24 protein-coding genes are annotated in these 26882 nt (G+C 60.7%); 13 read left to right on the top strand and 11 right to left on the bottom strand.

From position 1 onward, the window contains the following. The first annotated feature begins 22 nt into the window (after positions 1-22). Positions 23-1243, top strand: coding sequence for a M20 family metallopeptidase (locus tag QEO92_RS15460; protein WP_227703624.1), 1221 nt, complete (start codon positions 23-25; stop codon positions 1241-1243). A gap of 52 nt (positions 1244-1295) precedes the next feature. After that, complete coding sequence (locus QEO92_RS15455; protein WP_280107446.1) at positions 1296-2363, top strand: M24 family metallopeptidase; 1068 nt, start codon at positions 1296-1298, stop codon at positions 2361-2363. A gap of 299 nt (positions 2364-2662) precedes the next feature. Here QEO92_RS15455 and preA read toward each other — a convergent pair whose 3' ends face one another. Continuing rightward, positions 2663-3976, bottom strand: a complete 1314-nt coding sequence (gene preA / locus QEO92_RS15450) for an NAD-dependent dihydropyrimidine dehydrogenase subunit PreA (protein ID WP_037149387.1) — start codon at positions 3974-3976, stop codon at positions 2663-2665. Between the two features lie 15 nt (positions 3977-3991). Next, the gene (locus QEO92_RS15445) at positions 3992-5353 is read right to left on the bottom strand and encodes an NAD(P)-dependent oxidoreductase (RefSeq protein ID WP_227703622.1); all 1362 of its coding nucleotides are present in this window, start codon (positions 5351-5353) and stop codon (positions 3992-3994) included. Positions 5354-5578: 225 nt separating this feature from the next. Between QEO92_RS15445 and QEO92_RS15440 the strand changes: the two genes are divergently transcribed. Together QEO92_RS15440 and QEO92_RS15435 are read left to right on the top strand one after the other, a co-directional pair. Then, positions 5579-5992, top strand: a complete 414-nt coding sequence (locus QEO92_RS15440; RefSeq protein WP_037149391.1) for a DUF2325 domain-containing protein — start codon at positions 5579-5581, stop codon at positions 5990-5992. Then, positions 5973-6194, top strand: a complete 222-nt coding sequence (locus QEO92_RS15435; protein WP_227703621.1) for a hypothetical protein — start codon at positions 5973-5975, stop codon at positions 6192-6194. Before QEO92_RS15440 ends, QEO92_RS15435 begins: the two co-directional genes overlap by 20 nt. Before the next feature lie 32 nt (positions 6195-6226). On the opposite strand, the gene QEO92_RS15430 is transcribed toward QEO92_RS15435, so the two are convergent. The 6 genes from QEO92_RS15430 to QEO92_RS15405 all read right to left on the bottom strand — a co-directional run bounded on the left by QEO92_RS15430 (position 6227) and on the right by QEO92_RS15405 (position 13356). Beyond that, a complete protein-coding gene (locus QEO92_RS15430; RefSeq protein WP_227703620.1) occupies positions 6227-7876 on the bottom strand; it encodes an ABC transporter ATP-binding protein in 1650 nt (549 codons plus the stop codon). Further along, entirely contained in the window at positions 7873-8820 is a 948-nt protein-coding gene (locus QEO92_RS15425) for an ABC transporter permease (protein WP_227703619.1), read from the bottom strand. Before QEO92_RS15425 ends, QEO92_RS15430 begins: the two co-directional genes overlap by 4 nt. Beyond that, entirely contained in the window at positions 8820-9827 is a 1008-nt protein-coding gene (locus QEO92_RS15420) for an ABC transporter permease (protein ID WP_037149398.1), read from the bottom strand. Before QEO92_RS15420 ends, QEO92_RS15425 begins: the two co-directional genes overlap by 1 nt. A 96-nt stretch (positions 9828-9923) precedes the next feature. Continuing rightward, a complete protein-coding gene (locus tag QEO92_RS15415) occupies positions 9924-11516 on the bottom strand; it encodes an ABC transporter substrate-binding protein (protein ID WP_037149401.1) in 1593 nt (530 codons plus the stop codon). 31 nt (positions 11517-11547) lie between these two features. Beyond that, entirely contained in the window at positions 11548-12228 is a 681-nt protein-coding gene (locus QEO92_RS15410) for an AroM family protein (RefSeq protein ID WP_227703618.1), read from the bottom strand. Between the two features lie 174 nt (positions 12229-12402). Beyond that, positions 12403-13356: an AroM family protein gene (locus tag QEO92_RS15405; protein ID WP_227705179.1), complete on the bottom strand. Its 954-nt coding sequence runs from the start codon at positions 13354-13356 to the stop codon at positions 12403-12405. A 148-nt stretch (positions 13357-13504) separates the two neighbouring features. Here QEO92_RS15405 and QEO92_RS15400 point away from each other — a divergent pair, with 148 nt between their 5' ends. After that, complete coding sequence (locus tag QEO92_RS15400; RefSeq protein WP_037149408.1) at positions 13505-14584, top strand: DUF917 domain-containing protein; 1080 nt, start codon at positions 13505-13507, stop codon at positions 14582-14584. Then, positions 14581-16155 (top strand): hydantoinase/oxoprolinase N-terminal domain-containing protein, encoded by a 1575-nt coding sequence (locus QEO92_RS15395; protein ID WP_210055876.1) that lies wholly within the window; start codon positions 14581-14583, stop codon positions 16153-16155. The genes QEO92_RS15400 and QEO92_RS15395 overlap by 4 nt, the downstream gene beginning before the upstream one ends. Positions 16156-16284: 129 nt before the next feature. Here QEO92_RS15395 and QEO92_RS15390 read toward each other — a convergent pair whose 3' ends face one another. Both QEO92_RS15390 and QEO92_RS15385 read right to left on the bottom strand, forming a co-directional pair. Next, entirely contained in the window at positions 16285-17403 is a 1119-nt protein-coding gene (locus QEO92_RS15390) for a mandelate racemase/muconate lactonizing enzyme family protein (RefSeq protein ID WP_227703617.1), read from the bottom strand. Between the two features lie 76 nt (positions 17404-17479). Next, entirely contained in the window at positions 17480-18454 is a 975-nt protein-coding gene (locus tag QEO92_RS15385; protein ID WP_210055879.1) for a GntR family transcriptional regulator, read from the bottom strand. A gap of 114 nt (positions 18455-18568) precedes the next feature. On the opposite strand from QEO92_RS15385, the gene QEO92_RS15380 reads away from it, so the two are divergent. The 7 genes from QEO92_RS15380 (at position 18569) to uxuA (ending at position 25875) form a co-directional block, all read left to right on the top strand. After that, positions 18569-19633 (top strand): Ldh family oxidoreductase, encoded by a 1065-nt coding sequence (locus QEO92_RS15380; protein ID WP_227703616.1) that lies wholly within the window; start codon positions 18569-18571, stop codon positions 19631-19633. 116 nt (positions 19634-19749) lie between these two features. Next, positions 19750-20463, top strand: coding sequence for a FadR/GntR family transcriptional regulator (locus QEO92_RS15375; protein WP_227703615.1), 714 nt, complete (start codon positions 19750-19752; stop codon positions 20461-20463). A 58-nt stretch (positions 20464-20521) separates the two neighbouring features. Continuing rightward, positions 20522-21496, top strand: coding sequence for a sialic acid TRAP transporter substrate-binding protein SiaP (locus QEO92_RS15370; RefSeq protein WP_227703614.1), 975 nt, complete (start codon positions 20522-20524; stop codon positions 21494-21496). 70 nt (positions 21497-21566) lie between these two features. After that, entirely contained in the window at positions 21567-22142 is a 576-nt protein-coding gene (locus QEO92_RS15365) for a TRAP transporter small permease (protein WP_037149716.1), read from the top strand. Between the two features lie 2 nt (positions 22143-22144). Continuing rightward, positions 22145-23551, top strand: a complete 1407-nt coding sequence (locus tag QEO92_RS15360) for a TRAP transporter large permease (RefSeq protein ID WP_037149424.1) — start codon at positions 22145-22147, stop codon at positions 23549-23551. Between the two features lie 57 nt (positions 23552-23608). After that, positions 23609-24679, top strand: coding sequence for an L-idonate 5-dehydrogenase (locus QEO92_RS15355; protein ID WP_227703613.1), 1071 nt, complete (start codon positions 23609-23611; stop codon positions 24677-24679). Continuing rightward, the gene (uxuA, locus tag QEO92_RS15350) at positions 24676-25875 is read left to right on the top strand and encodes a mannonate dehydratase (RefSeq protein WP_227703612.1); all 1200 of its coding nucleotides are present in this window, start codon (positions 24676-24678) and stop codon (positions 25873-25875) included. The genes QEO92_RS15355 and uxuA overlap by 4 nt, the downstream gene beginning before the upstream one ends. Positions 25876-26080: 205 nt before the next feature. On the opposite strand, the gene hutC is transcribed toward uxuA, so the two are convergent. Continuing rightward, complete coding sequence (gene hutC, locus QEO92_RS15345) at positions 26081-26821, bottom strand: histidine utilization repressor (protein WP_037149432.1); 741 nt, start codon at positions 26819-26821, stop codon at positions 26081-26083. Positions 26822-26882: the final 61 nt, after the last annotated feature.

Raw genomic sequence — 26882 nt, 5'->3', positions numbered from 1 at the left:
CACCGCATCAAGGAGCATGACAATGGACCCGAAGTCCCTGCTGGACCGGATCGACGAAAAGGCCTGCCTCGATTTCCTGTCGACGATGGTCCAGCACAAGAGCCACTCGGAGACCGAGGGCGAGAAGGACCTCGCCCGCTTCATGGCGAAAGAGCTTGAAAAGATCGGCGTCGAGGCCGAACTTCAGGCCTTCGACGAAGGGCGCCGTTTCAACACGATCGGCCGTCTGAAAGGGCAGGGCGGCGGCAAGAGCCTGCTGTTCAACGGCCATCTTGATACCAACCCGGTCACCGAGGGCTGGACGGTCGATCCCTATGCCGGCCTTGTCGATGACAAGTTCATCTACGGCATCGGCGTTTCCAACATGAAGGCGGGCGATGCTGCCTATTTCTGCGCCGTAAAGACGCTGCTTGACGCCGGCATCAAGCTGAAGGGCGATGTGATCCTGACCTTCGTCGTCGGCGAATTGCAGGGCGGCGTCGGCACGCTTGCCGCAATCAAAAGCGGCGTTAAGGCCGATTACTTCATCAACAGCGAGCCGAGCGACCTCGTCGCGGTCACCATGCATGCTGCAGCGTTGAGCTATGTGATCGAGCTGACCGGCGACACTCGCCATCTGTCGAAGCGGGAGGAATCAGTTGATGCCATCGCAGCTGCTTGCGACATCATCCCGCGCATCAACGCGATGACCTTCAGCGGCGCCAGGAGCGATGTTCACCGCTCTGTCAACCGCGGCCATGTCGGCGTCGTCCACGGCGCGCTCGGTCGCAATCTGGAAGAGTGGCGTCCGCCGCAGGTGGCCGATTTCGTCCGGCTCAAGGGGTCGTGCCGTTATGCTCCGGGCCAGACGCAGGAGGGTGTTCTGGCCGATCTGGACAAGGAATTGCGCGCGCTTGAGGACCGCTTCCCGGGCCTCAAAGCCAAGCTCGTTCCGGAAATGATCGAAGGCCGTCCGCTGATGCCGCCCTTTGAAGTCTCCCCGGATTCGCGCATCGTCAGGTCGATCAACGCCGCTTACGAAGCCGTCCGCGGCCAAAAGCAGCCCACCGGCGCGATCACCCCGACACGCTTTTACGGCACCGATGCCGGCCACCTCTATCATGAGCTTGGCATGGAAGGCATCGTCTGCGGGCCGGGCGGTCGTTACAACACAATGCCCGACGAGCGTGTCGACATCGTTGACTTCCTCGACATGATCCGCGTCTACATGCTGACCATCCTCGATATCTGCGAGGCAGTCTGAGATGTTCTCCCGGGCAGAATTTGAACGCCGCATCGCTTGCGCCCGGGGCGCCATGATGTCCGCCGGTGTGGATCTACTACTCGTCGACAGCGGCGAGCTCCTGGCCTGGCTGACGGGCTATACCGTGTCTGAAACCATGTATCGCGCGGCCTTCCTGCCACGCGAGGGCGATGCCTGGTTCACGCTGCGCGCACTCGACGAGGCGCCGTGCCGTGAGAAGAGTTGGATTACGGATATCGTCGGTTTTGCCGATACGAATGAGGCGCTGGCTGCGGTTGCCGGCAGCATCCGCGATCGCGGATTTGCCGGTGTGCGGATCGGGCTGGATACCAACTCCTACAGCATGAGCGCCCAGACGTTCATGCGTCTGAAGACGCTTCTTCCACAGGCGGCATTCGTGCCCATGCCGGGGCTCAGCGATAGTCTGCGCTGGGTGAAGTCGCAAGAAGAGATCGCATTTCTCAAGCAGGCATCCTTGATCGCCGACAAGGCCATGCTGGAAATCGCGCGTCATGCCAGGCTTGGGATGACGACCCGCGATGCGGCTGCTATCGCCTCCAGTGTCTTCCTGCGCGAGGGCGCCGATACCGGCGAAGTCGGACCTGTCGTAAAGGCGCGCGGTAACCACGAGTTCTTGCATGGCGCGTTCAAGACCGAGGAGATCGAAGAGGGCGACATCTTGCATGTCGAACTCATTCCGCGCGTCGGAAACTACGGTGCGCGCATCATGCGGCCGATCATTGTCGGTGCACCCCCTGCCGCCCTTTCTGCCAGCGCTGACAGGCTGGTGGAACTTCAGGATCGGCAGATCGCAGCGATGAAGCCGGGGGCGATCGCCCGCGACGTGGATGCGATCATGAGGCAGGGAGCGCTCGATTCAGGCCTGCGGCCGTCTTATGACAACGTCACGGCTTACACATTGGGTCTATACACCCGCACCCCACGCACCAGCGATTTTTCCGGCGTTTTTCTGCCGACGTCGGATTGGGCGCTGGAGGAGGGGATGGTGTTCCATCTTTATGCGACTGCGCTGGGTCTCGGCTTCAGCGAGACGGTCGTTGTCAGTAACGATGGGGGCCTGCGACTAACTCAATGTCCAAGGCACATCTTGCATACGTGATGAATTGTCAGGCGGCTCCGACGGATGGTCAAGCTGTAACCATCCAGGAAGCAGTTCACTAGAGTTAAAAAGGGGCCTACGGTTCGTTCTTAAAACATCAAAAGCGCAGTTGTTGCCGGAGCGAGAGATTTCATCATATGCCTCGTTGGCCTTTGACATCCATTCTTGCAACGCTGTTCATAGACATATGAGGTGACGAGTTTGTTCCCTCAAAGCAGCGCCTCATCGTATGGCACTTCTGATCCGGAAAGGGCGGTGGAAAATGCCTCGGCCAAGCTGGCCGAGGCATCACGGTTCAGCTACTCCGCTGCCTGCCTTGCCATCGGATTGTTCGGATGCGTCGTCCAGTTGGCGTAGCTCGGATCGACCACTTTGCCCGTGCGCTTGTCGAGCGCGCCGGGTTCAAGCCCGACCATGGTGATGCAGTTTTCGACCGGACAGACGTTGACGCAGAGATTACAGCCGACGCATTCCTCTTCCATCACCTCAAAATGGCGTACGCCGTCGACCATGCTGGTGATCGCCTGATGCGAGGTGTCCTCGCAGGCGATGTGACAGCGGCCGCACTTGATACAGGCGTCCTGGTCGATATGCGCCTTGGCGATGTAGTTGAGGTTGAGATACTGCCAGTCGCTGACATTCGGGACGGCACGGCCGATGATATCGTCGAGGCTCCTGTGGCCCTTCGCGTCCATCCAGTCAGAAAGACCGGTGATCATCTCCTGGACAATCTTGAAGCCATAGGTCATGGCTGCGGTGCAGACCTGCACGTTGCCGGCTCCGAGCGCTAAAAATTCCGCCGCATCCCGCCAGGTGGTGATGCCGCCGATGCCAGAGATCGGTAGACCATAGGTTTCCGGATCACGGGCGATCTCGGCCACCATGTTGAGCGCGATCGGCTTGACCGCCGGACCGCAATAGCCGCCATGCGAGCCCTTGCCGCCGACCGTCGGATTGGGGGCAAAATTATCGAGATCGACGGAGACGATCGAGTTGATCGTGTTGATTAGCGAGACGGCATCAGTGCCGCCCGCCTTGGCGGCGCGCGCCGGCTTGCGGATGTCGGTGATGTTCGGGGTGAGCTTGGTGATGACCGGCATGCGGGTGTACTGCTTGCACCAGCGCACCACCATCTCGATATATTCCGGCACCTGGCCGACCGCGGAGCCCATGCCGCGCTCGGACATGCCGTGGGGACAGCCAAAATTGAGCTCGATGCCGTCGGCGCCGGTCTCTTCCACCAGCGGCAGGATCGCCTTCCAGGCGTTTTCCTCGCAGGGGACCATGATAGAGGCCACCAGCGCCCGGTCCGGCCAGTTCATCTTCACCTGCTTCATCTCGCGAAGGTTGGTGTAGAGGTCGCGGTCGGTGATGAGCTCGATATTGTTCAGGCCGAGCAGGCGGCGATCGGCGCCCCAGATCGCGCCATAACGCGGGCCGTTGACATTGACCACCGGCGGGCCTTCTTCGCCCAGCGTCTTCCAGACGACGCCGCCCCAGCCCGCCTTGAAGGCGCGCTCGACATTATAGGCCTTGTCGGTCGGCGGTGCGGAGGCAAGCCAGAAGGGGTTCGGGGACTTGATGCCGACGAAATTGTTGCGGAGATCAGCCATGGTTCACACTCCCCCTCAAGCGACGGCAACGGCAGGCTGCGCACCCGCAGCAAGCATGCGGTTGATGGATTCAGCGGCATCGCGTCCTTGAGCGACGGCCGAGACGGTCAGATCCTCGCCGAGCCCGATACAGTCGCCGCCGGCCCATACACCCTCAATCGAGGTGCGGCCTTCGGCATCGACGGCGATCTTGCCTTTGTCCATCGTCAGCGCTCCGAGGCCAGACGCCGCGAATGTCTGGCCGATCGCCTTGAAGATCTGGTCGGCGGCAATCACGCCGGTTTCTCCCGTGCCGACGAGCTTGCCGTCGCGCATCGCGGTATATTCCACCTCGATGCCGGCCACCCTGCCGTCCTTGCCGAGGATCGCCTTCGGCGCCAGCCAGTGGCGGATGATGACGCCGTTGGCGGTTGCGAGATCCTGCTCATAGGTCGAGGCGTTCATGTTCTCCCTGCCGCGGCGGTAGCAGATCGTCACTTCCTCCGCCCCAAGCAGCTTGGACTGGATCGCTGCGTCGATCGCGGTCATGCCGCCGCCGATGACGACGATCCTCCGTCCGACCGGAATGGTTGCCTTGTCCTTCGCCTGCCGAAGCGAGGCGATGAAATCCACCGCGTCCTCGACGCCGGAAAGGTCTTCGCCCTCGACGCCGAGGCCGTTTACGCCGGCAAGCCCCATGCCGAGGAAGACGGTGTCATATCTGGTCGTCAGGTCGGCAAGCGAGAAATCGCGGCCGAGCGCCTGTCCGTTCCTGATTTCGATGCCGCCGATCGCAGTCACGTAATCCACCTCGCGGCTCGCGAAGTCGTCGACGGCCTTGTAGGTGGCGATGCCGTATTCGTTGAGGCCGCCCGCCTTTTCGCGCGCTTCGAAGATCACGACGGAATGGCCATGCATGGCAAGCCGATGGGCCGCGGCAAGACCGGCGGGGCCTGCCCCGACGATCGCGACCGTCTTTCCGGTCGGCGCCTTGCGGGCATAGAACTGCTTGCCCGTCTCCATTGCGATGTCGGTCGCATATCGCTGCAATCTGCCGATCTCGACAGGCTTGTCTTCCGCAGTGTTGCGCACACAGGCTTCTTCGCAGAGCGTTTCGGTGGGACAGACGCGGGCGCACATGCCACCCAGAATATTCTGGTCAAAGATCGTCTTGGCCGAACCCAGCGGATTGCCCGTGGATATCTGCCGGATGAACATCGGGATATCGATCGAGGTGGGACAGGCCGTCATGCATGGCGCGTCGTAACAGAAATAACAACGGTCGGATGCGACCAGCGCTTCATGCCGGTCGAAACGTGGGTGCAGGTCGGCGAAATTCGACTCATATTCCGCCGGCGTGAGGCGGCCGGCCTCAATACCGTTTCCCAGTCGATCCATTTTGGTTCCCTCTTTTATGGATTCATGGACAACTATTGATCAAAGCGTATCACAGCCAAAAAATTTATCAAACGGTAAATTTTTGTCGTAGCCGGCCTGTCAGGTGACTGGATATATCCTGATAAAAAGAGTCGACTTTAATCTTTACTATGAAAATCAAGTTTAATAAGGTGCGCTCCATCGAGGGATTGTCCCACCAGATTCGGCTGCCAAACGAGGAGCGTCATGGCGAAGAAACAGAAGCGGAAGAACGGTAATAGCGGCGCGGAGGAGACCGGCAAGACGGCATCCTCTGTCGCCAGCGGTAGCGCGATCGACGTCCGCAGCTTTCTCTATGTCGGAGGGAGGGACTGTCAGGTTGCGCATCTGCGCGAGATCGCCAGCAAGCATGGCGCCGAGTTGATCCATCATGACGGCGGCCTACGCGAAGCTGTTTCGCGCATCGATACGGTGTTGCCGTCGGTCGACTGCGTTTTCTGCCCCATCGACTGTATCAGCCACGATGCGTGTCTGAGGGTGAAGACCGGCTGCAAGAAATTCGGCGTCACCTTCGTTCCGCTGCGCAACGGCTCGAAATCCAGTCTGGAGCGGGCGCTCCAGACCATGAAGGAACGCAATGATGAACGAAGAACGTCGTGACATGAGCCTTTTCATCGGTCTGCACAAACTTGCCGAACAAAACGGCGATGGGCTCGTGCCGGAACTTTATGCGCTGCTATCTGCCCGCGCAAATGCAGGGCCGGATATGACCAATGTGGTGACTTTCCCCGCAAGCGTGTCTTCTCAGAAATCCTTATTACCGCCGGACGAGACGGGCAGGCTGCTGGCATTCCGGCGATAGTTCATTCAACCTCTTAAAGGATATGATCGGCTCTAGGCCCCCAGGCTTGCTGCCCGAGAGGTCTTCCTGCCGCTTTCGATGAGTGCCTTTGTGTAGTCCTGACGGGGCGACAGGAATATTTGTTCCGTGTCGCCCTGTTCAACGATCTCGCCGCGCTTCATGACGATCGTCCGGTCGCAGATCTGGCGAATGACTGCGAGATTGTGCGAGATGAAGACGTAGGTCAGGTTAAGCTCTGCGCGGAGTTGTTGCAAGAAATCCAGCACCTGTGCCTGTACCGAGATGTCGAGTGCTGAGGTCGGTTCGTCGAGGATCAGCAGGCGCGGATTGAGTGCGATCGCGCGGGCGATGCAGACGCGCTGTTTCTGGCCACCGGAAAGCTCGTGCGGATAACGATATTTGAACATGGTCGGCAGTTGCACGATGTCGAGCAGGGCCTCGGTGCGTGCTTCGATGTCGCGACGGCTCATGCCGGTCTGGATGCGCAACGGTTCGCCGATCGCATCGCCGATCGTGTGACGACCGTTGAGTGCGGAATGCGGGTTCTGGAAGACGAACTGCATGTGCCGGCGCATCTGCCTGAGCGGTTCGCCGGTCAGGCTCGTGATATTCTGTCCGTCGAAGACGATGTCGCCGGATGTCGGCTCGATGAGGCGGAGCAGCATGCGTGCCAGCGTCGATTTGCCGGAACCGGATTCGCCCACGACACCGAAGATTTCGCCCGTCTTCACGGAAAGGCTGATGCCATTGACGGCCGCGAATTCTGTGCCGGACTGGCTGCGGTAAACCTTCTTCAGATCGATCGCCTGAAGGAGCGCGCCGGGCTTGGCGGGGTTGGCCGGTGATGGTTCGGCGGCAACCTTCTCAGCCGCGGCGTTGATATCCGGAACGGCGGCGAGCAGGCGTTTGGTATACTCGTGCTGCGGACGGCTAAGGATGTCGGCCGTCAGGCCCTGTTCGACGATCTCACCCTTGTACATGACTGCGCAGTGTTTCGCGATCGTTGCGATCGCGCCGATGTCGTGACTGATCATGATGACGGTGAGGTTCAGCTTCTCGACCAGTGAGTTGATGAGATCGAGCACCTGTGCCTGGACTGTCACGTCGAGGGCGGTCGTCGGCTCGTCGGCGATCAGCAGGTCCGGCTTGCCGGCGAGCGCCATGGCGATCAGCACGCGTTGACGCATGCCGCCGGAAAGCTGGTGCGGATATTGGGAAAACAGCATGGCCGGGTTCGGCAGCCCCACCTGGTCTAGCAGTTCCTCGGTACGGGCGCGGCGTGCCGCCTTGGAGGAAACGCCCTGACCGGCAGCCTTCTCATGCGCGGCGATGACGTCGGAAATCTGCCGTCCGACCGTGAAGAGCGGGTTGAGATAGGTCATCGGATCTTGGAAGATCATCGAGATGCGGATGCCGCGGATCTTCATCCAGTCCTTTTCCGACAGCCGAGTGATGTTCTGCCCGTCGAAGGCGATGCTGCCTTCGACGACTTTGGAGTTTTTCGGGCCGATGCCGAGCACGGAGCGGACCAGCACCGTCTTGCCTGAACCGCTTTCGCCCACGATGCCGAGCGTGTCGCCGCGATTGACTGTGAGGTTGATGTCTTTGAGCACATGCACCGGACCATCGAATGTGCCGATGTCGAGCCGGTAGTTCTTGATGTTGAGAAGAGGTCCGGTCATCGGTCGCGGCTCCGGGGATCGAGGATATCGCGCAGGCCGTCGCCCAACAGGTTGAAGCCGAGCACGGTGAGGAAGATGGCCGCACCGGGAAAGAGCGAATACCACCACCAGTCCGGCATGTAGGTGCGGGCGACCGAGATCATCGCGCCCCATTCAGGCGCCGGCGGCTGGGCCCCCAGACCGATGAAGCCGAGGCTGGCGGCGGACAGGATCGCCATGCCCATGTCCATGCTCATCTTGACGATGATCGGCGAGAGGCAGTTGGGCAGGATGTGATGCCAGAGGATCCACGGCGTCCTGGCGCCGATCGAACGGGCCGACTCCACGAAAAGCTCCTCCTTGACAGAGAGCGTTTTCGCCTCGACCAGTCTCACATAGCCTGGCCACCAGACGAGCGAGAGCGCCAGCACGCAATTGGTGATGCCGGGGCCGAGCGCCGCGACGATCGCCAGCGCCAGTGCCAGGCCCGGTACGGCCAGGAAAAGTTCCGTGATGCGCATGATGATCGCGCGCACCCAGCCGCCGTTATAACCGGCGATGATGCCGAGCGGCACGCCGATCAGTGCGCCGATGCCGGTGATGATGAGGCCGATCCAGAGTGAGGTGCGGGCACCCATGATGACGCGGGAGAAGATGTCCGCGCCCATCTCGTCGGTGCCGAACCAGTTGCCGCCGCCTGGCGGCATCAGCTTGTTGGACATGTCGATCGCACCGCTTGCCGCTTCCGGAAAGGGCGCGAGCACGGGGCCGAAAGCCGCCAGCAGGAGAAAGAGCACGACCAGCGTCAGGCCGAGCATGGAGGAGAAGCTCTTGCGGAACATGTGGCCATAGAGCCGCCACTGGCGGATCTGGCTTTCATGCCGTTCGCGGAAGGTCAGTGGGCGGGGAAGCGCCGCCGGATCGTTGACCGGGGCGGAGACCGGCGTGGTCATCTGGGTCGTCATCACGCGCTCCTGAGACGGGGGTCGATCCAGGCATAGGCGAGATCGACAAGGGTGTTGGCGACGATGAAGAAGAAGCCGATCATCAGCGTCACGCCGATGACGGGCTTGAAGTCGGAAGAAAGGGCGGAAGACACGGCATAAAGCCCGATGCCCGGCCAGTCGAAGACGGTTTCGACCAGCACGGTCGAACCAAGCATCCAGCCGAAGCGCAGCCCGATCATCGCAAGCGTCGGCAGCATGGCGTTCTTCAGCGCGTAAAGCCCGACGATGCGGAAGGAAGCAATGCCGTGGGCGCGTGCCGCGACGATATAATCGGACTGCAGCACCTCGATCATTTCGGCGCGGTTGACGCGCAGGATGGAGGCAAGGCAGGGGAAGGAGAGCACGACGGCCGGCAGAATGATGTGCTGCAGCGAGGTCCAGAAAGTCGAGAAGCGGCCGGAGATCAGGCTGTCGACAAGGAGCAGGCCGGTGTAAGCCTCCGGCGGTCGGGTGACGAGCGGCAGGCGGCCCGAGACCGGCAGCCAGCCGAGATCGACCGCGAACATCAGCTGCAGGATGATGCCGAACCAGAAGGCCGGCAGTGCGACGCCCGAGATTGAGAAGATGCGCGTCACATGGTCGAGCGGTCCGTCCTTGTAGACGGCCGAGAGCATGCCAAGCGGTACGCCGACGACGATGCCGAGCGCCATGGCGACGAAGACGAGTTCAAGCGTCGCCGGCGCATAGCGCAGCACCTCTTCCATGACCGGGCGGGTGGTGACGATGGACTGGCCGAGATCGCCGCGCACGAGATCGCCCATATAGACGATGAACTGTTCGGGCAGCGACTTGTCGAGACCATATTCGGTCCGGAGGGTCGCCACCATGTCCTCGGTGGCGTTGGGGCCGGCCACGAGACGAGCAGGATCGCCCGGCGCGACATTGGTGATGAGGAACGTCAGCGCGGCAATGCCGATCATCGTCCCGACCAGCGTCAGCAATTTGCGGAAGGCGAATGTCAGCACCGTCTTCTCCGTTCAATTATAATTGCGCATGGCCCGAAACTGGGGAGCCGGGCCATGTGCACCATTCTGGCTGCAAGGTGGGGGAACAGCCAGCGGTTATTCGGCCTTCACCCACAGAGGATAGAGGTCAACTTCACCCGTGAAGCGGACCGGGCTGAACTGGAAACCCTGCAGGTAGTCACGGCGGGCCCAGCGGCGGTTCTGCAGCATGCCGAAGACTTCCGGCTGGTCGGCGACGATCTGCGTCTGGATGTCGGCGTAGAGCTTGGCGCGCTCATCCCAGTTGGTCGAGCCGCGTGCCTTGTCGATCATCTCCGAAACCTTCGGATTGTCGTAGAACATCATCGCGTAATACTGGCCCCAGCTCGCCTTGTGGTACTGGTAGGCGACGGCGTCCGGATCGGTGGAGACCGGCGTCGTGTAGACCGAGGTCATGGCCGGTGAGGTCTCGACCTTCGAGCCGTTGGCGACCATGTTCGGCCACTGCTCCGGCTTGATCTCGACATTGATGTTGAGCGGCTTCAGGCTGTCAAGCAGCACGAGGCCGATGCGGCGGGCTTCTTCGAGGCCGGCGACATGCACATAAGGCAGGGTGATGCCGCCGTTCGGGTAACCGGACTTGGCAAGATATTCTTTGGCCTTGGCGAGGTCCTTGCGCGGCATGCCGGGAACCGGAATATGGCCTTTCATGGCGTCCGGCAGGGGGCTGGTTTCCAGCGTTGCGGCGCCGTTATAGACCTGGATCAGCGCGTCGTAGTCGAGCGCGTAGGCGATCGCTTTGCGCAAGTTGATGTCGGCGGTCGGGCCCTTCTGCGTGTTGAATTTGATGCCGAAGGTGGTCATGCCCTTGTGGTCTTCGATGGCGATGCCGGGCACCCGCTTGATCTGCATGTAATCATCCGGCGTCAGCCCCTCGACGATGTCGGCTTCGCCGCGCTGTAGCGCTGCCTTCTGGGCGGCGGGCTCGCGGATGATCTTGAAGATCACGCCGGCCGGGCGGTTCTTGTCACCCTGCGGCCAACCCTTCCAGTAGTTCTCGACGGATTCGACTTCATAAAGGACGTTCGGCTCCCAGCGACCGAGCTTGAACGGGCCAGAGCCGGCCGCATGGTCGGTCAGCCACTTCTGACCGTAATCGCCGTCCACCTCATGCGCCTTCACCTCGGCAGGATTGACGATGTACCACCAGGGCAGGAAGGAGAGGAAAGGTGCATAGGGGGCCTTAAGGTCGAACTTCACGGTATATTCGTCGACCACGCTGATGCCTTCCGGCGCCAGAAAGTCCTTGAGCATCCAGGCCACGCCCTTGTTGAGCTTCAGGCCGCGCTCGAAGGAGTAGCGAACGGCTTCCGCCGTCACCGGATCGCCGTTATGGAATTTGGCGGTCTTGGCAAGGTGGAAGGTCCAGGTCTTTCCATCGGCGCTGGTTTCCCACTTTTCGGCGAGCCACGGCTTCAACTCGGCCGGATCGCCTTCATATTTCAAAAGCGCGTCGTAGACGGCCTGCTGGATCATGCGCGTCGACCAGTCGTAGCGGATATGCGGATCGAGAACCGGGATCGCCTGCCGGCCGCCGAACACGATCACGTTCCCCTTGTCGGTGCGCTCGAAGGCTCCAGCCGGCGAGGCGAGGACCGACGAGGCAAGCAGCCCCGCAATTGCGATATTCCTGATGATTTTGCCGAACATTCGTTCCCTCTCTTGTTCGTATGTTGGTTGTTCAGATCATTTGACGGACAACGCCCGCGACGACGCGGCGCGACAGGAGAACCGGGGCATCGACGGCGCGGCGGACCTCATCGAGCATCTCCGCCGAATAGCCCATGCAATGCATGACAATGAGATCGCAATCATCGAGCTGCTTGGCGCGCATGCCCATGTCGTCGCCCGCATAGGGTGAGGCCGACACGATGCTGTGATCGCCGCTGAAGACATGCCGCTCGTTGAAGTCGCGCACCTGCCGTTCGAGCGGCACGATGACCCCGAGCTTGCGGGCGGAGGCGGCCAGAGCCTCGACTGTCGAGTCGACGATGCGCTGCGCTTCGACGACCAGCGTATGTTCGAGCGGCTCGATCTTCGTGCCGGTGCACAGGAGGACGATCAGGTCGAAACCTTCACCATCGATCTTCTTCAGGAGAAGATTCAGCTTTTCTTCGGTCAGTGCCTTGGAGGAAACGATTTCTTCGCCGCTCTTCAAGCGCGTTGCGAAGGAATGCTCACCGTCTCTGGCGCGCATGGCATCGAGCTCTTCCGCGTTCATGCCGTCCAGCACGCCGAATTCGCGAAATTCGATGCTGCCTTCCGGCAGGCCGACGGTAATCTCCGCCATCATCTCGGGAACGAGATCCACACGGGGCGCCTGGCCGATCGTCACGAAGGCAATCTTGGATTTGGATGGCATGCTGTCGTCAATTCCCCTGCATGTTTGATGACAGGGAGCCTAACGCCCGGAAGCACGCCTTCACTATAGGGTAATGCCCCTAGTTCGACATGATTCTGACATCGTTAATGCGGCCAATTTTTAGGCAAATTGGCTTTTCAACGCAATTTTCTTACGCAAAAATGCCTTTTTCGGTCACGGATGGCCGGCTGCGACCACCATACGGATGAGCGCGTTGGAAGAGGTGACTTCCATCTTGCTCATCACGTTCGAGCGATGGATTTCGACCGTCTTCGGACTGATGCCGAGCTGGCGGGCGATCGCCTTGTTGGACAGGCCTTCGGCCACCAGCGACAGGACCTGACGTTCGCGCGGCGTGAGCCGCAGGAGCTTTTCGGAGAATTCCGGTGAAACGCCAGGCAGCGTGACGGGATGGGTGCCGTGCAGCAAGAGGCGGATGGCGCTTGCGACGATGCGGCGGGCGAGCACGACCGGCTTGCCACTTGCCTTGGCGACCATCTGGCGGTCGGCTTCCGTAAAACTCACGGAATTCAGGACGATGATCTCCGCATCGGCAAGGTCGATCAGGGCACTTGCCAGCAGCTTCTTGTCGCCGTCGGCGGCGTAGCTCGCGCTGATCTTGTAGGGCGCCAGCGCCGGGATTTCGAGTTCGCCAATCTGCTGCTGCAGCGGCTGGATGAGGCCGACGGCGGAGCCGTGCGCGGCGAGCGAGATGACCGCCGATTCCATCGCGCGCTGAGCGTTGACCGTCGGGCAGGTGCTCTCGAAATCGCGAAAAAGTCCGGTCGACAGGATCACCACCAGATCGAATTCGTTGGGCTGGAAGGCGGCGGCGATCTTCGCCATGCGCTCAGCGATCCGCGGCTTGGAGATGACGATGTCGCTGCCGTCAGCGAGCCGGGTGACGATGCTGGTTTCGCCGGGGCGCACCTTCAGATCATCGATTTCCGCCTGGGAAAGACCGTCCAGAGCGCCGATTTCCAGCGCCTCTATCGGTATATCAAGGTTTTCCAGCATGTCGCCGATGATATCCGTGCGCGGCGACTGTCCGACGCTCAAAAACATGACGCGATGACGGGCTTCCGCTGCTTTCGGTGAGGCCGAAGCCGGATTGTATGAGCTCTTCATCACGGGCAGGGAATCGGTCCTTTCGATCGTCTCGGCATGATGGTTTTAGGCATGCACAAAATCAAGGCAAGCTCATTCTAGGGGCAGTCCCCTATAGGCATCCTTCGTCACACATGGCTAGGTTCTAGCACATTCTTCGGAGGTAAACATGATCCGTGATTTCGAAGCGGGTGAGATCGACCCGCTTGCCGTGGGCGCCTGGATTCTCGGAACCGGCGGGGGCGGCAGTCCCTATCTGGCCCAGCTGAACCTGAAAAAACTCTACAAGGAGGGCAAGCGCGTCAAGCTCATCGATCCCAAGGCGCTCGATGACGGCGATGCCGTTGCGGTTGTCTCGAAGATGGGAGCGCCACTGGTCGGCCAGGAACGCCTTGTCGATCCCGCCCATCTTGCCCGCGCCATGCAACTCATGGAGGAATACACCGGCCGCAAGTTCCGCGCCGTGATGAGCGTCGAGATTGGCGGCGGCAACGCGCTCTCGCCTTTCCTCGCCGCCGCCATGCTGGATATTCCGGTCGTCGACGCCGATGCGATGGGCCGCGCCTATCCGGAAGCGCAGATGACGAGCTTCGCGATCGGCGACCTGCCGATGTACCCGCTGACGCTGGTCGATTGCCGCGACAACGAGGCGATCGTCGCCAAGGCCGCTTCGTGGAAGTGGATGGAGCGCATCTCCCGCAAGATTTGCACCGAAGTCGGTTCCACCGCCGCCACCTGCAAGGCACCGCGCACCGGCCGCGAAGTCAAGGAGTGGGGCGTTCTTTACACGGTGACCAAGGCCGTCAGCCTCGGCCGTGCCGTGCTCGACGCCCGTGCCGCCCATACCGATCCGGTCGAGGCCGTGCTTTCCCACGAGGGCGGCAAGGTGCTCTTCAAGGGCAAGATCGCCGACGTGGATCGCACCACGACCGGCGGCTTCCTGCGCGGTTCGGCGATGATCGAAGGTCTCGACGGCGACCGCGGCTCGAAGGTCGAGCTTGCCTTCCAGAACGAGTGGGCGGTGGCCTTCCGCGACAGCCAGCCGATCGCCATGACGCCGGACCTGATCTGCCTGCTCGATACGGTTTCGGGCGAAGCAATCGGCACGGAGACGGTACGTTACGGCCAGCGCGTGACGGTGGTGGCGTTGCCTGCGCCGGATGTGCTGACCAGCCCCAAGGGCCTGGAGCATGTCGGCCCGCGCGCCTTCGGTTATGACCTTGATTTCAAATCGGTGTTTGCAGCATGAAGCGGATCGGAATTGACGTCGGCGGCACGAATACGGATGCCGTGCTCATCGATGGCGAGAAGGTAATTTCGGCCATCAAGTTTCCAACCACCGCCGACGTAATGCAGGGCGTGGTCAATGCGATCGGCCACGTGGTCTCCTCCCAGGCGCCGGGCGCTTCGCCGGTCGATGCGGTGATGATCGGCACGACGCATTTCACCAATGCAGTGGTCGAGCGCGCTCGCCTGGAACGGGTCGCCGCGATCCGCATCGCCATGCCGGCGGGCGCGTCGCTGCCGCCGATGATCGACTGGCCGGACGAGTTGCGGGACGCGGTCGATCCGCTCTCCTTCATGGTGCATGGCGGCCATGAATATGACGGCCGCCCGCTTGTGCCGCTCGCCCGCGATGAGATCCGCGATGCAGCTATGAAGATTCGCGATGCCGGCGTAGATTCCATCGGTATCACCGCACTCTTCTCGCCGCTGACGGCCGAATGCGAGCTGGAAGCCGCCGAGATCATCCGCTCAGTCATTCCGAGCGCACGGATAACGCTGTCGCACACGCTCGGCCGCATCGGTCTGCTGGAGCGCGAGAATGTCACGCTCCTGAACGCGGCGCTTCAGGGCCTCGGGCGCAAGACGATCGACGCCTTTAAGGATGCGCTTCTGCGTGCCGGCATCGACGCTCCGTTTTACCTGACCCAGAACGACGGTACCGTCGTTCTGGCCGATGTCGCGGCCGCCAACCCGGTCTACAGCTTTGCTTCCGGTCCTACCAATTCCATGCGCGGTGCGGCCTTCCTGACCGGCCTCAAGGAAGCGATGGTCATCGATGTCGGCGGTACGACTTCCGACATCGGCTGCCTTGTCGGCGGTTTTCCGCGTGAAGCCAACAATGTCGTCGAGGTCGGTGGTGTCCGCACATTGTTCCGGATGCCCGACCTTTTGCCGATGGCGCTCGGCGGCGGTACCATCATCGATCCGGAAACCCGCAAGATCGGTCCGCGTTCGGTCGGCTATCGCATCACAGAAAAGGCGCTGGTCTTCGGCGGCGATACGCTGACCACGACGGACGTGGCGGTTGCCGCCGGCCTCGTCGAGATCGGCGACAGGGATCGGGTCAAGCATCTCGACAAGGCGATGGTCGCGGACCTCCTGAAGCGTATCGAGGCGATGGTGGAGGACGGCGTCGACCGGATGAAGACCTCGGCCGAAGGCGTGCAGTTGATCGCCGTCGGCGGTGGTGCGTTCCTGATCCCCGAAAAGCTAAAGGGGGCGAGGGAGGTGCTGCGTGTCGAACATGCGGGCGTGGCGAATGCGTTGGGTGCCGCAATGGCGCAAGTTTCCGGCGAGGTCGATCAGGTCTTCTCCGACATGTCGCGCGACAATGCGATCGCCGAGGCCGACCGCATTGCTCGCCGGCGTGCGGTCGAGGCCGGTGCGGATCCGAACTCGATCGTGACGCTCGACACGGAAGACATTCCGATCGCCTATCTGCCGGGTGATGCACGACGCGTGCGTGTGCGCGTCGTCGGTGACATCGCCTTCATGAAGGAGGAGGAGAAACGTGCAGCCGATGGCATGCGTTAACAGAGTGGCGGCAGTGCCTCTCCGGTGAGCCCAGTCTGAAAGATCATCCGGATCGCAAGACGCTGCATCCTAAGCGATGGGCGGCGATCCGGATTTCCTTGTTGAAATCCAGCCCCTCAGCTATCGGATTTATCCCAGAGACTTGCCATAGCGCTCAAAGGCTTGTGGGAGAGGGGTCGTGCTCGCCCCCGGCTGTTGTGGTCTTCTGAAGATGCCGCTCTCCACGTTCGCCGGCTCGTGGAAGTGATCCTTGATCCAGGGAATGTATTCGAGGATTGCCGAGGCTGGATGCCAGTAGCTCAGGTGAACATGCACCTGGCTCATTTCGCCGGCATGCGGGACGACAGGCAGGCGGTTCGCCAGAGCCAGATCCGCTACCTGGATATATTCGGTAACGCCGCCCAGGCGCGTCACATCCGGCTGGACATAGTGTACCGCTCCAGCGCTGATAAAGCTTCTAAAGGCATCGACGGTATAGAGCTGCTCGCCGAGTGCGACAGGGATGGAGGTGCTCCGGGCGAGGGCTGCATGGCTTGCCACGTCGTCGTACCACATCGGTTCCTCGAACCAGTAGATGTCGAGGTCGCGCGCCCGTGCACAGAAACGCTGGCAGGTGGGAAGATCCCATTTGCCGTTGGCGTCGATGGCAATCCGGACTGCGCCACCCACGCGCTTGCGGACCGCCTCCAGCCGCTCGATGTCGATGTTGGGATCGTCGTGGCCCACCTTGATCTTGATGCGGGTGAATCCGTCTTGCTCGACAGCACGGGCAGAACCCGCGATGAGTGCTTTCGTCGAGAACGAGAGCCAGCCAATATCGGTATTGTAGGCTTCGAGCTTCTCGGTTCGTGCTCCACCCAGGAGTGACCAGAGGGGGACGCCTGCCTTCTTCGCGGAAAGATCCCACAGCGCAACATCCACCGCCGCCAGGGCAAGATGCGTGATACCGGCGCGCCCGACCCACTGGAGGGCGGGATGACGGGCAAGCTTCGTCCAAAGACGCTGATGGTCGGAGGCGTCCTCGCCCATCAATAGCGGCGCATAGCAATCGCGAATACACGCCGTGATCAGGCGGTCTGACGGCAGGTGGGCATGGGTTCCGGTAAAGCCGTAGCCCACCAGGCCGTCTGTCGTGGTGATTTTCGTCCCCACGACTCCCCAGTGCGTAATGCTATGGGTGGAATCGGAGATCGAATCCGAGGTGAGCGGTAGGTGCAGGATAAACGGTTCGACGGCTGAAATTTTCATGATGGGACCTCCTCCCGTACGCGGACTATTTTGAAATGGGCGGACCGCTGGCCCAAACATAAGCTCGGCTTCGCCGCTACAGGCGCTCCAGATAGGGTAAATCCGCCGGTTCGATCGTTTCGGCGACGGCACGAATGCGCAGCATCGCCCGGTGTCGCGATACCTTTAAATGTTGGACCAGCGCCTCGCAGGCCCCGGCGACGTCCTGACGTTCAAGAAGAGTGACGATCTCGAGATGTTCCGGCAGAAACGGTTCGCTCTCGAAAAGTTCTGAGGTGCGCCGGTAGAGGAAATGGTGTGCAACCAAGAGAGCCTGCGGCAGGCTGACAGCCCGCAGCAGTGCCTGGTTCCCGCATCGCCCAAGCAGATCCACGTGCAATTCCTGCTCCAGCTGATCCAGCTGTTCGCTTCGAACCTCTGACGACGCCATCGTCATCTCGATGTTTGCTCGGAAGGCGGCAAGAAGCCCCTCAGGTAGATGAGGCACGGCCTTCTCAAGCGCGAGCGGCTCCAGCACCCACCGAAGTTCATAGAGTTCGTTAATGTGTTTTTCAGTCAAAGCTGGTGCATACCATCTGGCGCTGCCGTCTTTATGGACGATACCCCGCTCCTGCAGGCGTGCGACCACATCGCGCGCCACGGTGCGGCTGACGCCGTAGTGGCGGGCCAGCAGCACCTCGTTGATACGCCAGCCAGCAAGCGAGGTGCGTGAGACGACCTCTATCTCGACTTCGGGATAGATTACCTCCCAGCTCGAGCGTAGCTGCAGTTCAAGCCCGTCATCGATGCCTGAAGCCTGAAGACCACCGATCTCGCGGGTCGCGGGCAAAACATCATAGCCTCGACCTTCGGCCTTCTTCAGAAGGCCTAGTCGCTCCAGTTCGACCAAGGCCTGGCGTGCCGGGGTCCTGCTGATGCCGAAGCGTTCTGCAACCCGCGTTTCCGTCAGGCGGGTTGCTGCCGGCAACGCACCGCTACAGATGTCGAATGCCAGCAGATCGCAGGCGCGGCGGTAGAGCTTTGACGAAAGAGGCTTGGATGCGATCTGCATGGCGGCAAGGTCTTTGGAAAACGTCAGGTGATCAGGGATTGCACATCCTCAATCAAACGTCTAGTGTACGCATCATACATTTTGCGAAAGAGGTGTGAGGGAGGAGCTTTCGCGATGCCGCAATCCGACCCGTCGACTCGATTGCCTCTCACGGAGTTGGCACGGTTTTCGCGCGAGGTGATTTCGGCCTCGGGCGCGGACCGTGCGACGGCCGACGCGGCTTCGCGCGCCATGATGCATGGCACGCGCCATGGCGTGGACAGTCACGGAATCCGCCTTCTTCCGCATTACATAGAGGCCTTGGAAGGCGGTCGCGTGAACAGGCGCCCTAGCATCAAGATGCTGAACAGCTTCGGAGCGGCAAGGACACTCGATGCGGATCATGCCCATGGTGCGCTGGCGACCTACACGGCGATGCACAATGCCATCGAGCTGGCGAGCCGCTTTGGGCTTGGCGCCGTTGCGATCCGCAACACATCCCACTTCGGCCCGGCCGGCGCGTATTCCATCGAGGCGGCAAGACAAGGCTTTATCGGCCTTGTCTTCGCCAATTCCGACAGTTTCGTGCGGCTGCATGATGGGGCCGAACGTTTCCATGGCACCAATCCGATCTCGGTTGCCGTGCCGACGACAGAGGCCAATCCATGGCTCTTGGACATGGCGACGAGTGCTGTGCCCTTCAATCGCGTTTTACTTTATCGCAGCCTTGGACATCCGCTTCCGGATGCCGTCGCCTCGGACGAGGATGGGAACGATACCACCAATGCCGATCTGGTGGACATGCTGGCGCCTCTTGGCGCTGCATTCGGCTTCAAGGGTGCCGGGCTTGCCGGTGTCGCCGAAATCTTCAGCGCGGTGATGACCGGCATGCGCCTGTCTTTCGAAATCGCCCCGATGGGAGGACCGGACTTTGCCACCCCTCGGGAGATGGGGGCTTTCGTCCTGGCCATAAAACCGGATGCTTTCGTGGATCGGGAGACGTTCGATCGGGGCGTGCGGCGTTATCTGGAGGAGTTGCGGACATCGCGGCCTCGTCAGAACGGGCAGGTGATGGCGCCCGGCGACAGGGAATGGAAGGTCGCGGAGGAGCGCGAGCGGAACGGCGTGGCGTTGGACCCGGCGACCGCAACAGCGTTTGAGCAACTCAGCAAGCGCTATGGCGTCGCCTTTCCCGCCTGAATGCTTAAACGCTCTCGTGAGGTCCTTGACATAGAGCTGAATTAACTCATAGTAGAAATTGGTCAGACAATCTGACCAGTTGTGCGTCAGGGGAGTGATGCGCCCGGAGGAAATTGATGTTCGTGGCTTTGGAGCCGCGCCGGCTTTATCGGCAGGTTGCGGAACAGATACGAGTGCTCATCGAGACGGGAGAGCTGAAGCCGGGCTCACGGCTTCCGCCCGAACGAGAGCTTGCGGAGCGTTTTGCTGTCTCCCGCCCGACGGTTCGCGAAGCCCTGATCGTGCTTGAGGTCGAAGGACATATCCAGATCCGGATGGGGTCCGGCGTCTACATCAGCAGCCGACCAAGGCAAGCCCTCGGTGTCCTGCCGAACGATGATACCGAAGGTCCTTTGGAGATCCTTCAGGCGCGCTGCCTGATCGAAAGCGGAATTGCGGAGGAAGCTGCGCGTCTTGTGACGCCCGCAAGCATTGCGCGTATCGATGCTATCCTGGAGCGTATGGAGCAATCGCTCAACGACGCCTCGGTTGCACTTGTCTGCGACCGGGATTTTCACACCGCTATTGCGGACATCATCGGCAATTCGGCTCTGAAACATTTCGCCGGGCTGATTTACGATTCACGGATGTCACCCTACTTCAAGAAACTTGCCAGCTATTTCGAAGGTCCGCACACCTGGAAGTTGGCGCTTGAAGAGCATCGTATCATTCGTGACGCCATTGCAGCAGGTGATCCTGCGGCGGCGCGTGAGGCCATGCGGCGTCATCTGACGCTGGCGCAAAAGAGATTCTCGGAAAGCTTCGGGGAGGAGCCGACCAGAGAAGACTGACCGTTTCGCCATCCGGGCGCGGTCATCCAGGAAGTTCAGTTTCACCTAGGAGGAAAGAATGAAACTCAAACTGACAACACTGTTGGGCGCAGCCGCAGTCAGCCTTGTCTCAACACTTTCTGCTCATGCAGAAACCGTTTTGAAGTGGGCCCATGTTTATGAGACCTCCGAGCCGTTCCACACGGATTCCGTATGGGCCGCGGAGGAGATCGCCAAGCGAACGGATGGCCGCTACAAAATCGAGGTCTATCCGGCGTCCCAACTCGGCAAAGAAGCCGACATCAACCAGGGCCTCAAGCTCGGCACCGTGGACATCATTATTTCCGGTTCCAGTTTCGCCGCGCGCGATTACAAGCCAATCGGCGTCACCTATTATCCTTATATCTTCCGCGACCCCAGCCATCTTCTCGCCTACACGAAGAGCGACGTCTTCAAGAAGCTGACGAAGGGCTATGAGGAAAAGACCGGCAACCATATCGTGGCCGTCAGCTACTACGGAACGCGCCATACCACCTCGAACCGTCCGATCTCCAAATGCGCCGATATGGCCGGTTTGAAGATGCGCGTGCCGGACGTTCCGGCCTATCTTGCAATGCCACGTGCATGCGGCGCCAACACGACGCCGATCGCTTTCGCGGAAGTCTATCTGGCGCTTCAGAACGGGACCGTCGAAGCGCAGGAAAACCCCCTGACGACGATCGAGGCCAAGAAGTTCTATGAAGTCCAGAAGAACATCGTGCTGACCGGTCATATCGTCGATCACCTCAACACCGTTATCTCCAAGACCCGCTGGGCAAGCCTCTCCGACGAGGACAAGAAGATCTTCACGGACGTCATGCTCGAAGCCGCAGCCCGTACGACCAAGACCATCGAAGCGCGCGAGAAGGCGCTCGTTGATGAATTCAAGACGAAGGGGCTGACCGTCACCGAAATCGACAAGGCAGACTTCGAGAAAAATGTCGTCGAGAAAGTCAAACTTGAAGACTTCGGCTACGAGAAGGCCGATTGGGAAGCCATCCGCGCGATCAAGTGATGATCCTTGCCCCGGCGCATTCGGTGCGTCGGGGCAACCTCCTGCAATCTTTATGAACGGAGTCGATCCGATGACGGAGCATTCGCACGCGCCGATCAGCGTGGAAGAGATGGCGCATGCCTTTGAGGAAGAAGCCGCACCGGTTGATCTTTCTCCTTACGCGGTCGAGGACTGGGTGACGCTTGCGGTCTTCTGGGGCATGGGTCTTGCCGTCTTTTTGCAATTCTTCACACGCTATGTGCTGAATGACAGCTTCGCCTGGACCGAGGAAATCGCCGCCAATTGCCTTGTCGTCGTCGTTTTCCTTGGCTCGGTGATGTGCGTGCGAATGGTACGTCACATCCAGGTCGATCTACTCTACCGCTTCCTGCCGGGCCGGATCGTCAGAGCTTTAGAAACCACTGTCGATGCCATCGCCATTGCCTTCTTCGCCTATGTCACGTGGCTGATGTGGCGATATCTCGAGATTGTCGGCGACGAGCGGATGGTCACCGTCGATCTGCCGCGCGGCATAGTTTTTTATACGGTCTTCGCAGCCTTTGCGCTGATGTTTCTTCGCTCCCTGCAAAACCTGATCAGGGATCTGACAGGTACCAAATCGGTGCGCGAGCAGGCGCAGGAGCATATCAACGCGGGGGGAATCTGAGCATGCTTCTTCTTCTCGGATCATTCCTGTTGCTTCTGATTATCGGCACGCCGGTTGCCGTCTCCATGGCGGTTGCCTCGTTGCTATACCTGGTGATTTATGGCGTCGCGCCGGACATCATCGCAGCCCAGCGCATGATCGCCGGCGTCGAGAGTTTTCCGCTGATTGCGGTGCCGTTCTTCATCCTTGCCGGCAACCTCATGAATATTGCCGGCGTTACCGGGCGCATCTATCGGTTTGCGCTTGCGTTGGTGGGCTGGATGAAGGGCGGCCTGGCGCAGGTCAACATCATCGGATCGGTCGTCTTTTCCGGCATGTCCGGAACGGCGCTGGCCGATGCTGCCGGCATCGGCACGATCGAAATCAAGGCCATGAAGGACCACGGCTATCCGGTTGAAGCGGCAGTCGGCGTCACCGCTGCTTCGGCAACGCTCGGCCCTATCTTTCCGCCATCGTTGCCCTTCGTCATCTATGGCATGATGGCCAATGCCTCGATCGGGGCGCTGTTCATGGCGGGTATCATCCCCGGCGTCGTCATGACCGTACTGATGATGGTGACCGTCTATATCTTCGCCAGACGCAAGGGCTGGGGCTCGGATACGCCATTCGAACTGAAGCAGCTGCTGGGTGCTTCGCTCGAAGTGCTGATCGTGCTTGCCTTTCCCGCCTTGATATACCTGATGATCCTTGCTGGCCTGTCGATCAATATTGCGGTGCTGATCGGGCTCGCTTTTCTTGTCGCTCTCGACTGGTATTATGATTTTTCCGCGGTCATGGCACTGATGACACCGGTCCTCTTGATTGGCGGCATGACCATGGGTTGGTTCACGCCCACGGAAGCTGCTGTGGCCGCCGTACTGTGGTCACTATTTCTCGGGCTCGTGCGCTATCGCACGATGACGCTGCGGACATTGGCCAAGGCGTCTTTCGACACGATCGAAACCACGGCGTCGGTCCTGTTCATCGTCACGGCGGCATCCATCTTCGCATGGCTGCTGACGGTCAGCCAGGCCGCGCAACTGTTCTCCGACTTCCTGTTCGGCCTGACGGATAACTGGTGGACCTTCCTCCTCATCGTCAACATTCTTTTGCTGATCGTCGGAGCTTTCCTCGATACCATCGCTGCCATCAGCATCCTTGTCCCCATCCTGATGCCGGTTGCAGCGCGCTACGGAATTGATCCGGTCCATCTTGGCCTGGTCATTACATTGAATTTGATGATTGGCCTTTTAACGCCTCCGGTCGGTATGGTGCTCTTCGTACTCTCCCGCATCTCGAAGCTGTCCGTCGAGCGCACGACGCTTGCCATCCTGCCGTGGATGATACCGCTGTTCATAGCGCTTGGTCTGATCACCTTCGTACCGGCGATTACCCTTTGGCTGCCTACACTGCTGGGTCTCATCCGATAGGTATTCGGTCCGCTTCCGGCGGACCAAGCATTTTCTTGAACGAAAGGCATCAAAGCGATGCAAACGCGTGTTGCCCGACTTCACGCCCGGCGTGATTTGAGAGTGGAAACGTTTGAATATACCGAGCCACGGCCCGGCGAGGTCCTTCTCGTCATGGCGGCGGGCGGCATCTGCGGCTCTGACCTTCACTACTATCAGGATGGCGGATTCGGTCCCGTGCGGGTTCGCGAACCCATCATCGCCGGGCACGAAGCCTCTGGTTTTGTTCAAATCTTGGGCGAGGGTGTCACCGGGCTCGAAGTTGGGCAACTCGTGGCGGTTAACCCGTCGCAGCCTTGCGGTGAATGTCAATATTGCCGGATCGGACAGCCTATCCATTGCCTCGAAATGCGTTTCATGGGCTCGGCCATGCGTTTGCCCCACGAAAACGGCATGTTTCGGGAAAGGCTGATCGTGCGGGCTACGCAGTGCCATCCGGTCGGCAATGGCGTCTCGGCAGGAGAGGCAGCCTGTGCGGAACCCTTGGCAGTCTGCCTGCACGCTGTCGCCCAGGCAGGCGATCTGTCCGGCAAGAAAGTGCTGGTGACGGGCGCCGGCCCGATCGGGCTGCTGACGGTTGCGGCCACTCGTCACGCCGGTGCCGCGGAAATCGTCGTCACGGATTTGACGGATGCCGCTCTTTCCAGGGCGCCGGCCATGGGGGCAACTCGGACAATCAACGTTGCGGCCGATCCGGACGGGTTACAGCCTTTTCAAGAGAACAAGGGCAGCTTTGACGCGGCTTTCGATTGCTCGGCGGCCGGGCCGGCGTTGCGTTCTGCCTTTGCCGCGATCAAACCGCGCGGAACGATCGTTCAGGTCGGCGTTACCGGCGATATGACGATCCCGCTGAACGCCCTTGTCGGCAAGGAGATCGTCTGGCGGGGTTCGCAGCGCTTCCATGATGAATTCGCGCAGGCGGTGGAATTGATCTCGACGCGGCGTATCGATGTGCGGCCGATCATTTCCCACACGTTTCCGCTCGATCAGGTCGTCGAGGCTTTCGATCGGGCCAGGGACCGGTCGACGGCCTGCAAGGTGCAGATCATTTTCAAACAATCAAACCAGGTTTTGAAGGACGAGATATGAGACATACATGGCGCTGGTTCGGCCCGATCGACAAGGTGACCGTGCGCGATGCGGCACAGGCTGGCGCGGAAGGTATCGTCAGCGCGCTGCACCATATCGCAACCGGTGAGGTCTGGCCGGTTGACGAGATTGCCGAACGACACGAGCAAATCAAGGCCGGCGGGCTGGTATGGGACGTGGTGGAAAGTGTCCCGGTCTCCGAGGATATCAAGACGCAAACCGGCGACTGGAGACGTCACGTTGCCAATTGGCAGGAGACCCTGCGGCGTCTTTCTGCCTCCGGAATTCGCACCGTCTGCTATAATTTCATGCCGGTCTTGGATTGGACGCGGACGGACCTGCGCTGGGAAACACGCCATGGCGCAAAGGCGATGCGCTTCGATCTGGTCGATTTTGCCGCTTTCGACATCCATATTCTCAAACGTCCAGAGGCGGCTTGCGATTATCCGGAATGGCTGCAGGACGAAGCAGCGCGGCATTTCGCCGGGATGGCGGATACGAAGATTGCTGCGCTCGGCAAAAACATCGGTGCGGGACTGCCGGGCTCGGCGGATGGCTACACCTTGGACCAGTTGCTTGAGAAGCTTCGCTCCTATCAGGGCATCGATCGGGAGCGACTACAGCAAAATCTTGTCGATTTTCTCTCAGAGGTCGTGCCGGTAGCGGAGGAGGTCGGCATCAATATCTGCGCACATGGTGATGATCCGCCCTGGCCGCTCCTTGGTCTGCCGCGTATCCTTTCGACCGAGACCGACTACGCCCATATGATGGAACAGGTCAACAGCCGGGCAAATGGCGTGACGCTCTGCACGGGTTCGCTGGGCGCGCGCGCAGATAACGATCTGCCCTTCATCGCCAGCCGCTTTGCCGACCGCATCCACTTCATTCATCTGCGTAACGTAACCCGGGATACCGACACCGTTCCCTGCTCCTTCTTCGAGGATGAGCATCTGGAAGGTGGGACGGATATGGTCGCCGTTATCGCCGCACTGCTATCGGAAGAGGCGAGACGTCGCGAAGAAGGTCGGGAGGATCATCTCATCCCCATGCGGCCGGATCACGGACAGGAGATTCTCGACGACCTGACACGTGGTGCGCAACCCGGCTATCCCGCCATCGGGCGTCTTAAAGGCCTGGCGGAGCTTCGGGGCATCGAACGAGCCTTGATGCATGCCCGCTACGGCCTTGGAGCATGACGATGAACGCATGTCCGACAACACCGACGGGCGCTTTTGTTTTGGTTTCGCCAACTATCCCATGATCGAAAGAGGCTGAAGCCTGTGCTTATCCTCACCCGAAAGAGCGTTGCCTTAACCTGCGTGGGTGCGCGAATTGGTGCGGCGAGGGTTCTGATGATGCGGCGGTCGAGAAGCGGTTCTGCGTCCGGAACGTTACCACGGTCTATGACGACTGTGACGGGGTAAACGCGGCCACGAGCTGGTGGCGGTCGCCCGGATAGGTGAGGCGAACCTGCGTAATGTGCTGGTCCGCGGTCCATGTGCGCCGCTCGATGACCAGGCAGGCTGTGCCGGCCGCGATGCCGAGGGTCGCGGCGATCTCCGGTTCGGCCGACACGGCGCTGATACGGTTTTCGGCCGCACTCCACGGCACCTTGCGCAAAAGCCATGTGCCAGGCCCTATATTGTCGTCAAACATTTCGTTTTCCGCTTCCGGTACCGCCCTCAGGCTGATCAGGCGATCCTCGTGGCAGAAAGGCCGGCGACCGGCATAGTGGCAACCGGTCACAGCGAGAACGCGGGCGCGGGGCGGCAGGTCCAGCCGATTGCGGTCCTCCGCGCGGGCAACGCGCAGTGTCCGGCCTTGCGGCCGCCAGGCATAGGCAAGCCCGAGCGCCTCCACCTCATGGCGGATGTCTTGAATCTCCAATACCGCCGATTGCACCTGCGGATAGGCGACGAAGCTGCCGGAACGACGGCGGCGCTCGATCAGCCCGCGTCGCACAAGATCGCCCAGAGCCTTGGAGACCGTCATGCGCGAGCAGCCATATTGCTGCGTGAATTCGTGCTCGAAGGGAATACGGTGGCCAGGCGGCCATTCGCCGGACAGGATGCGGTTCTCGACATCGGCGAGAATCCGGTGGTGCAGCGTCGTATCCGGCGTCTTCTCCACCCGTTCGTCCATTGGCCTACCTTCGCATGACGCAATTCCCGGAAAGCCCGTCAACACCTTCCCGCGAAACCTT

The organism is Neorhizobium petrolearium (assembly GCF_029854435.1).
Classification (GTDB): Bacteria; Pseudomonadota; Alphaproteobacteria; order Rhizobiales; family Rhizobiaceae; genus Neorhizobium; species Neorhizobium petrolearium.
Note: the sequence above shows the minus strand (reverse complement) of the source record. Positions and strands in the feature narration are given on the sequence as shown.

Excerpts from the sequence above, each read along its gene's own strand:
- QEO92_RS15460 (WP_227703624.1), top strand. The coding sequence starts at position 23 with ATGGACCCGAAGTCCCTGCTGGACCGGATCGACGAAAAGGCCTGCCTC.
- QEO92_RS15455 (WP_280107446.1), top strand. The coding sequence starts at position 1,296 with ATGATGTCCGCCGGTGTGGATCTACTACTCGTCGACAGCGGCGAGCTC.
- preA (WP_037149387.1), bottom strand. The coding sequence starts at position 3,976 with ATGGCTGATCTCCGCAACAATTTCGTCGGCATCAAGTCCCCGAACCCC.
- QEO92_RS15445 (WP_227703622.1), bottom strand. The coding sequence starts at position 5,353 with ATGGATCGACTGGGAAACGGTATTGAGGCCGGCCGCCTCACGCCGGCG.
- QEO92_RS15440 (WP_037149391.1), top strand. The coding sequence starts at position 5,579 with ATGGCGAAGAAACAGAAGCGGAAGAACGGTAATAGCGGCGCGGAGGAG.
- QEO92_RS15435 (WP_227703621.1), top strand. The coding sequence starts at position 5,973 with ATGAACGAAGAACGTCGTGACATGAGCCTTTTCATCGGTCTGCACAAA.
- QEO92_RS15430 (WP_227703620.1), bottom strand. The coding sequence starts at position 7,876 with ATGACCGGACCTCTTCTCAACATCAAGAACTACCGGCTCGACATCGGC.
- QEO92_RS15425 (WP_227703619.1), bottom strand. The coding sequence starts at position 8,820 with ATGACGACCCAGATGACCACGCCGGTCTCCGCCCCGGTCAACGATCCG.
- QEO92_RS15415 (WP_037149401.1), bottom strand. The coding sequence starts at position 11,516 with ATGTTCGGCAAAATCATCAGGAATATCGCAATTGCGGGGCTGCTTGCC.
- QEO92_RS15410 (WP_227703618.1), bottom strand. The coding sequence starts at position 12,228 with ATGCCATCCAAATCCAAGATTGCCTTCGTGACGATCGGCCAGGCGCCC.
- QEO92_RS15405 (WP_227705179.1), bottom strand. The coding sequence starts at position 13,356 with ATGAAGAGCTCATACAATCCGGCTTCGGCCTCACCGAAAGCAGCGGAA.
- QEO92_RS15400 (WP_037149408.1), top strand. The coding sequence starts at position 13,505 with ATGATCCGTGATTTCGAAGCGGGTGAGATCGACCCGCTTGCCGTGGGC.
- QEO92_RS15395 (WP_210055876.1), top strand. The coding sequence starts at position 14,581 with ATGAAGCGGATCGGAATTGACGTCGGCGGCACGAATACGGATGCCGTG.
- QEO92_RS15390 (WP_227703617.1), bottom strand. The coding sequence starts at position 17,403 with ATGAAAATTTCAGCCGTCGAACCGTTTATCCTGCACCTACCGCTCACC.
- QEO92_RS15385 (WP_210055879.1), bottom strand. The coding sequence starts at position 18,454 with ATGCAGATCGCATCCAAGCCTCTTTCGTCAAAGCTCTACCGCCGCGCC.
- QEO92_RS15380 (WP_227703616.1), top strand. The coding sequence starts at position 18,569 with ATGCCGCAATCCGACCCGTCGACTCGATTGCCTCTCACGGAGTTGGCA.
- QEO92_RS15375 (WP_227703615.1), top strand. The coding sequence starts at position 19,750 with ATGTTCGTGGCTTTGGAGCCGCGCCGGCTTTATCGGCAGGTTGCGGAA.
- QEO92_RS15370 (WP_227703614.1), top strand. The coding sequence starts at position 20,522 with ATGAAACTCAAACTGACAACACTGTTGGGCGCAGCCGCAGTCAGCCTT.
- QEO92_RS15365 (WP_037149716.1), top strand. The coding sequence starts at position 21,567 with ATGACGGAGCATTCGCACGCGCCGATCAGCGTGGAAGAGATGGCGCAT.
- QEO92_RS15360 (WP_037149424.1), top strand. The coding sequence starts at position 22,145 with ATGCTTCTTCTTCTCGGATCATTCCTGTTGCTTCTGATTATCGGCACG.
- QEO92_RS15355 (WP_227703613.1), top strand. The coding sequence starts at position 23,609 with ATGCAAACGCGTGTTGCCCGACTTCACGCCCGGCGTGATTTGAGAGTG.
- uxuA (WP_227703612.1), top strand. The coding sequence starts at position 24,676 with ATGAGACATACATGGCGCTGGTTCGGCCCGATCGACAAGGTGACCGTG.
- hutC (WP_037149432.1), bottom strand. The coding sequence starts at position 26,821 with ATGGACGAACGGGTGGAGAAGACGCCGGATACGACGCTGCACCACCGG.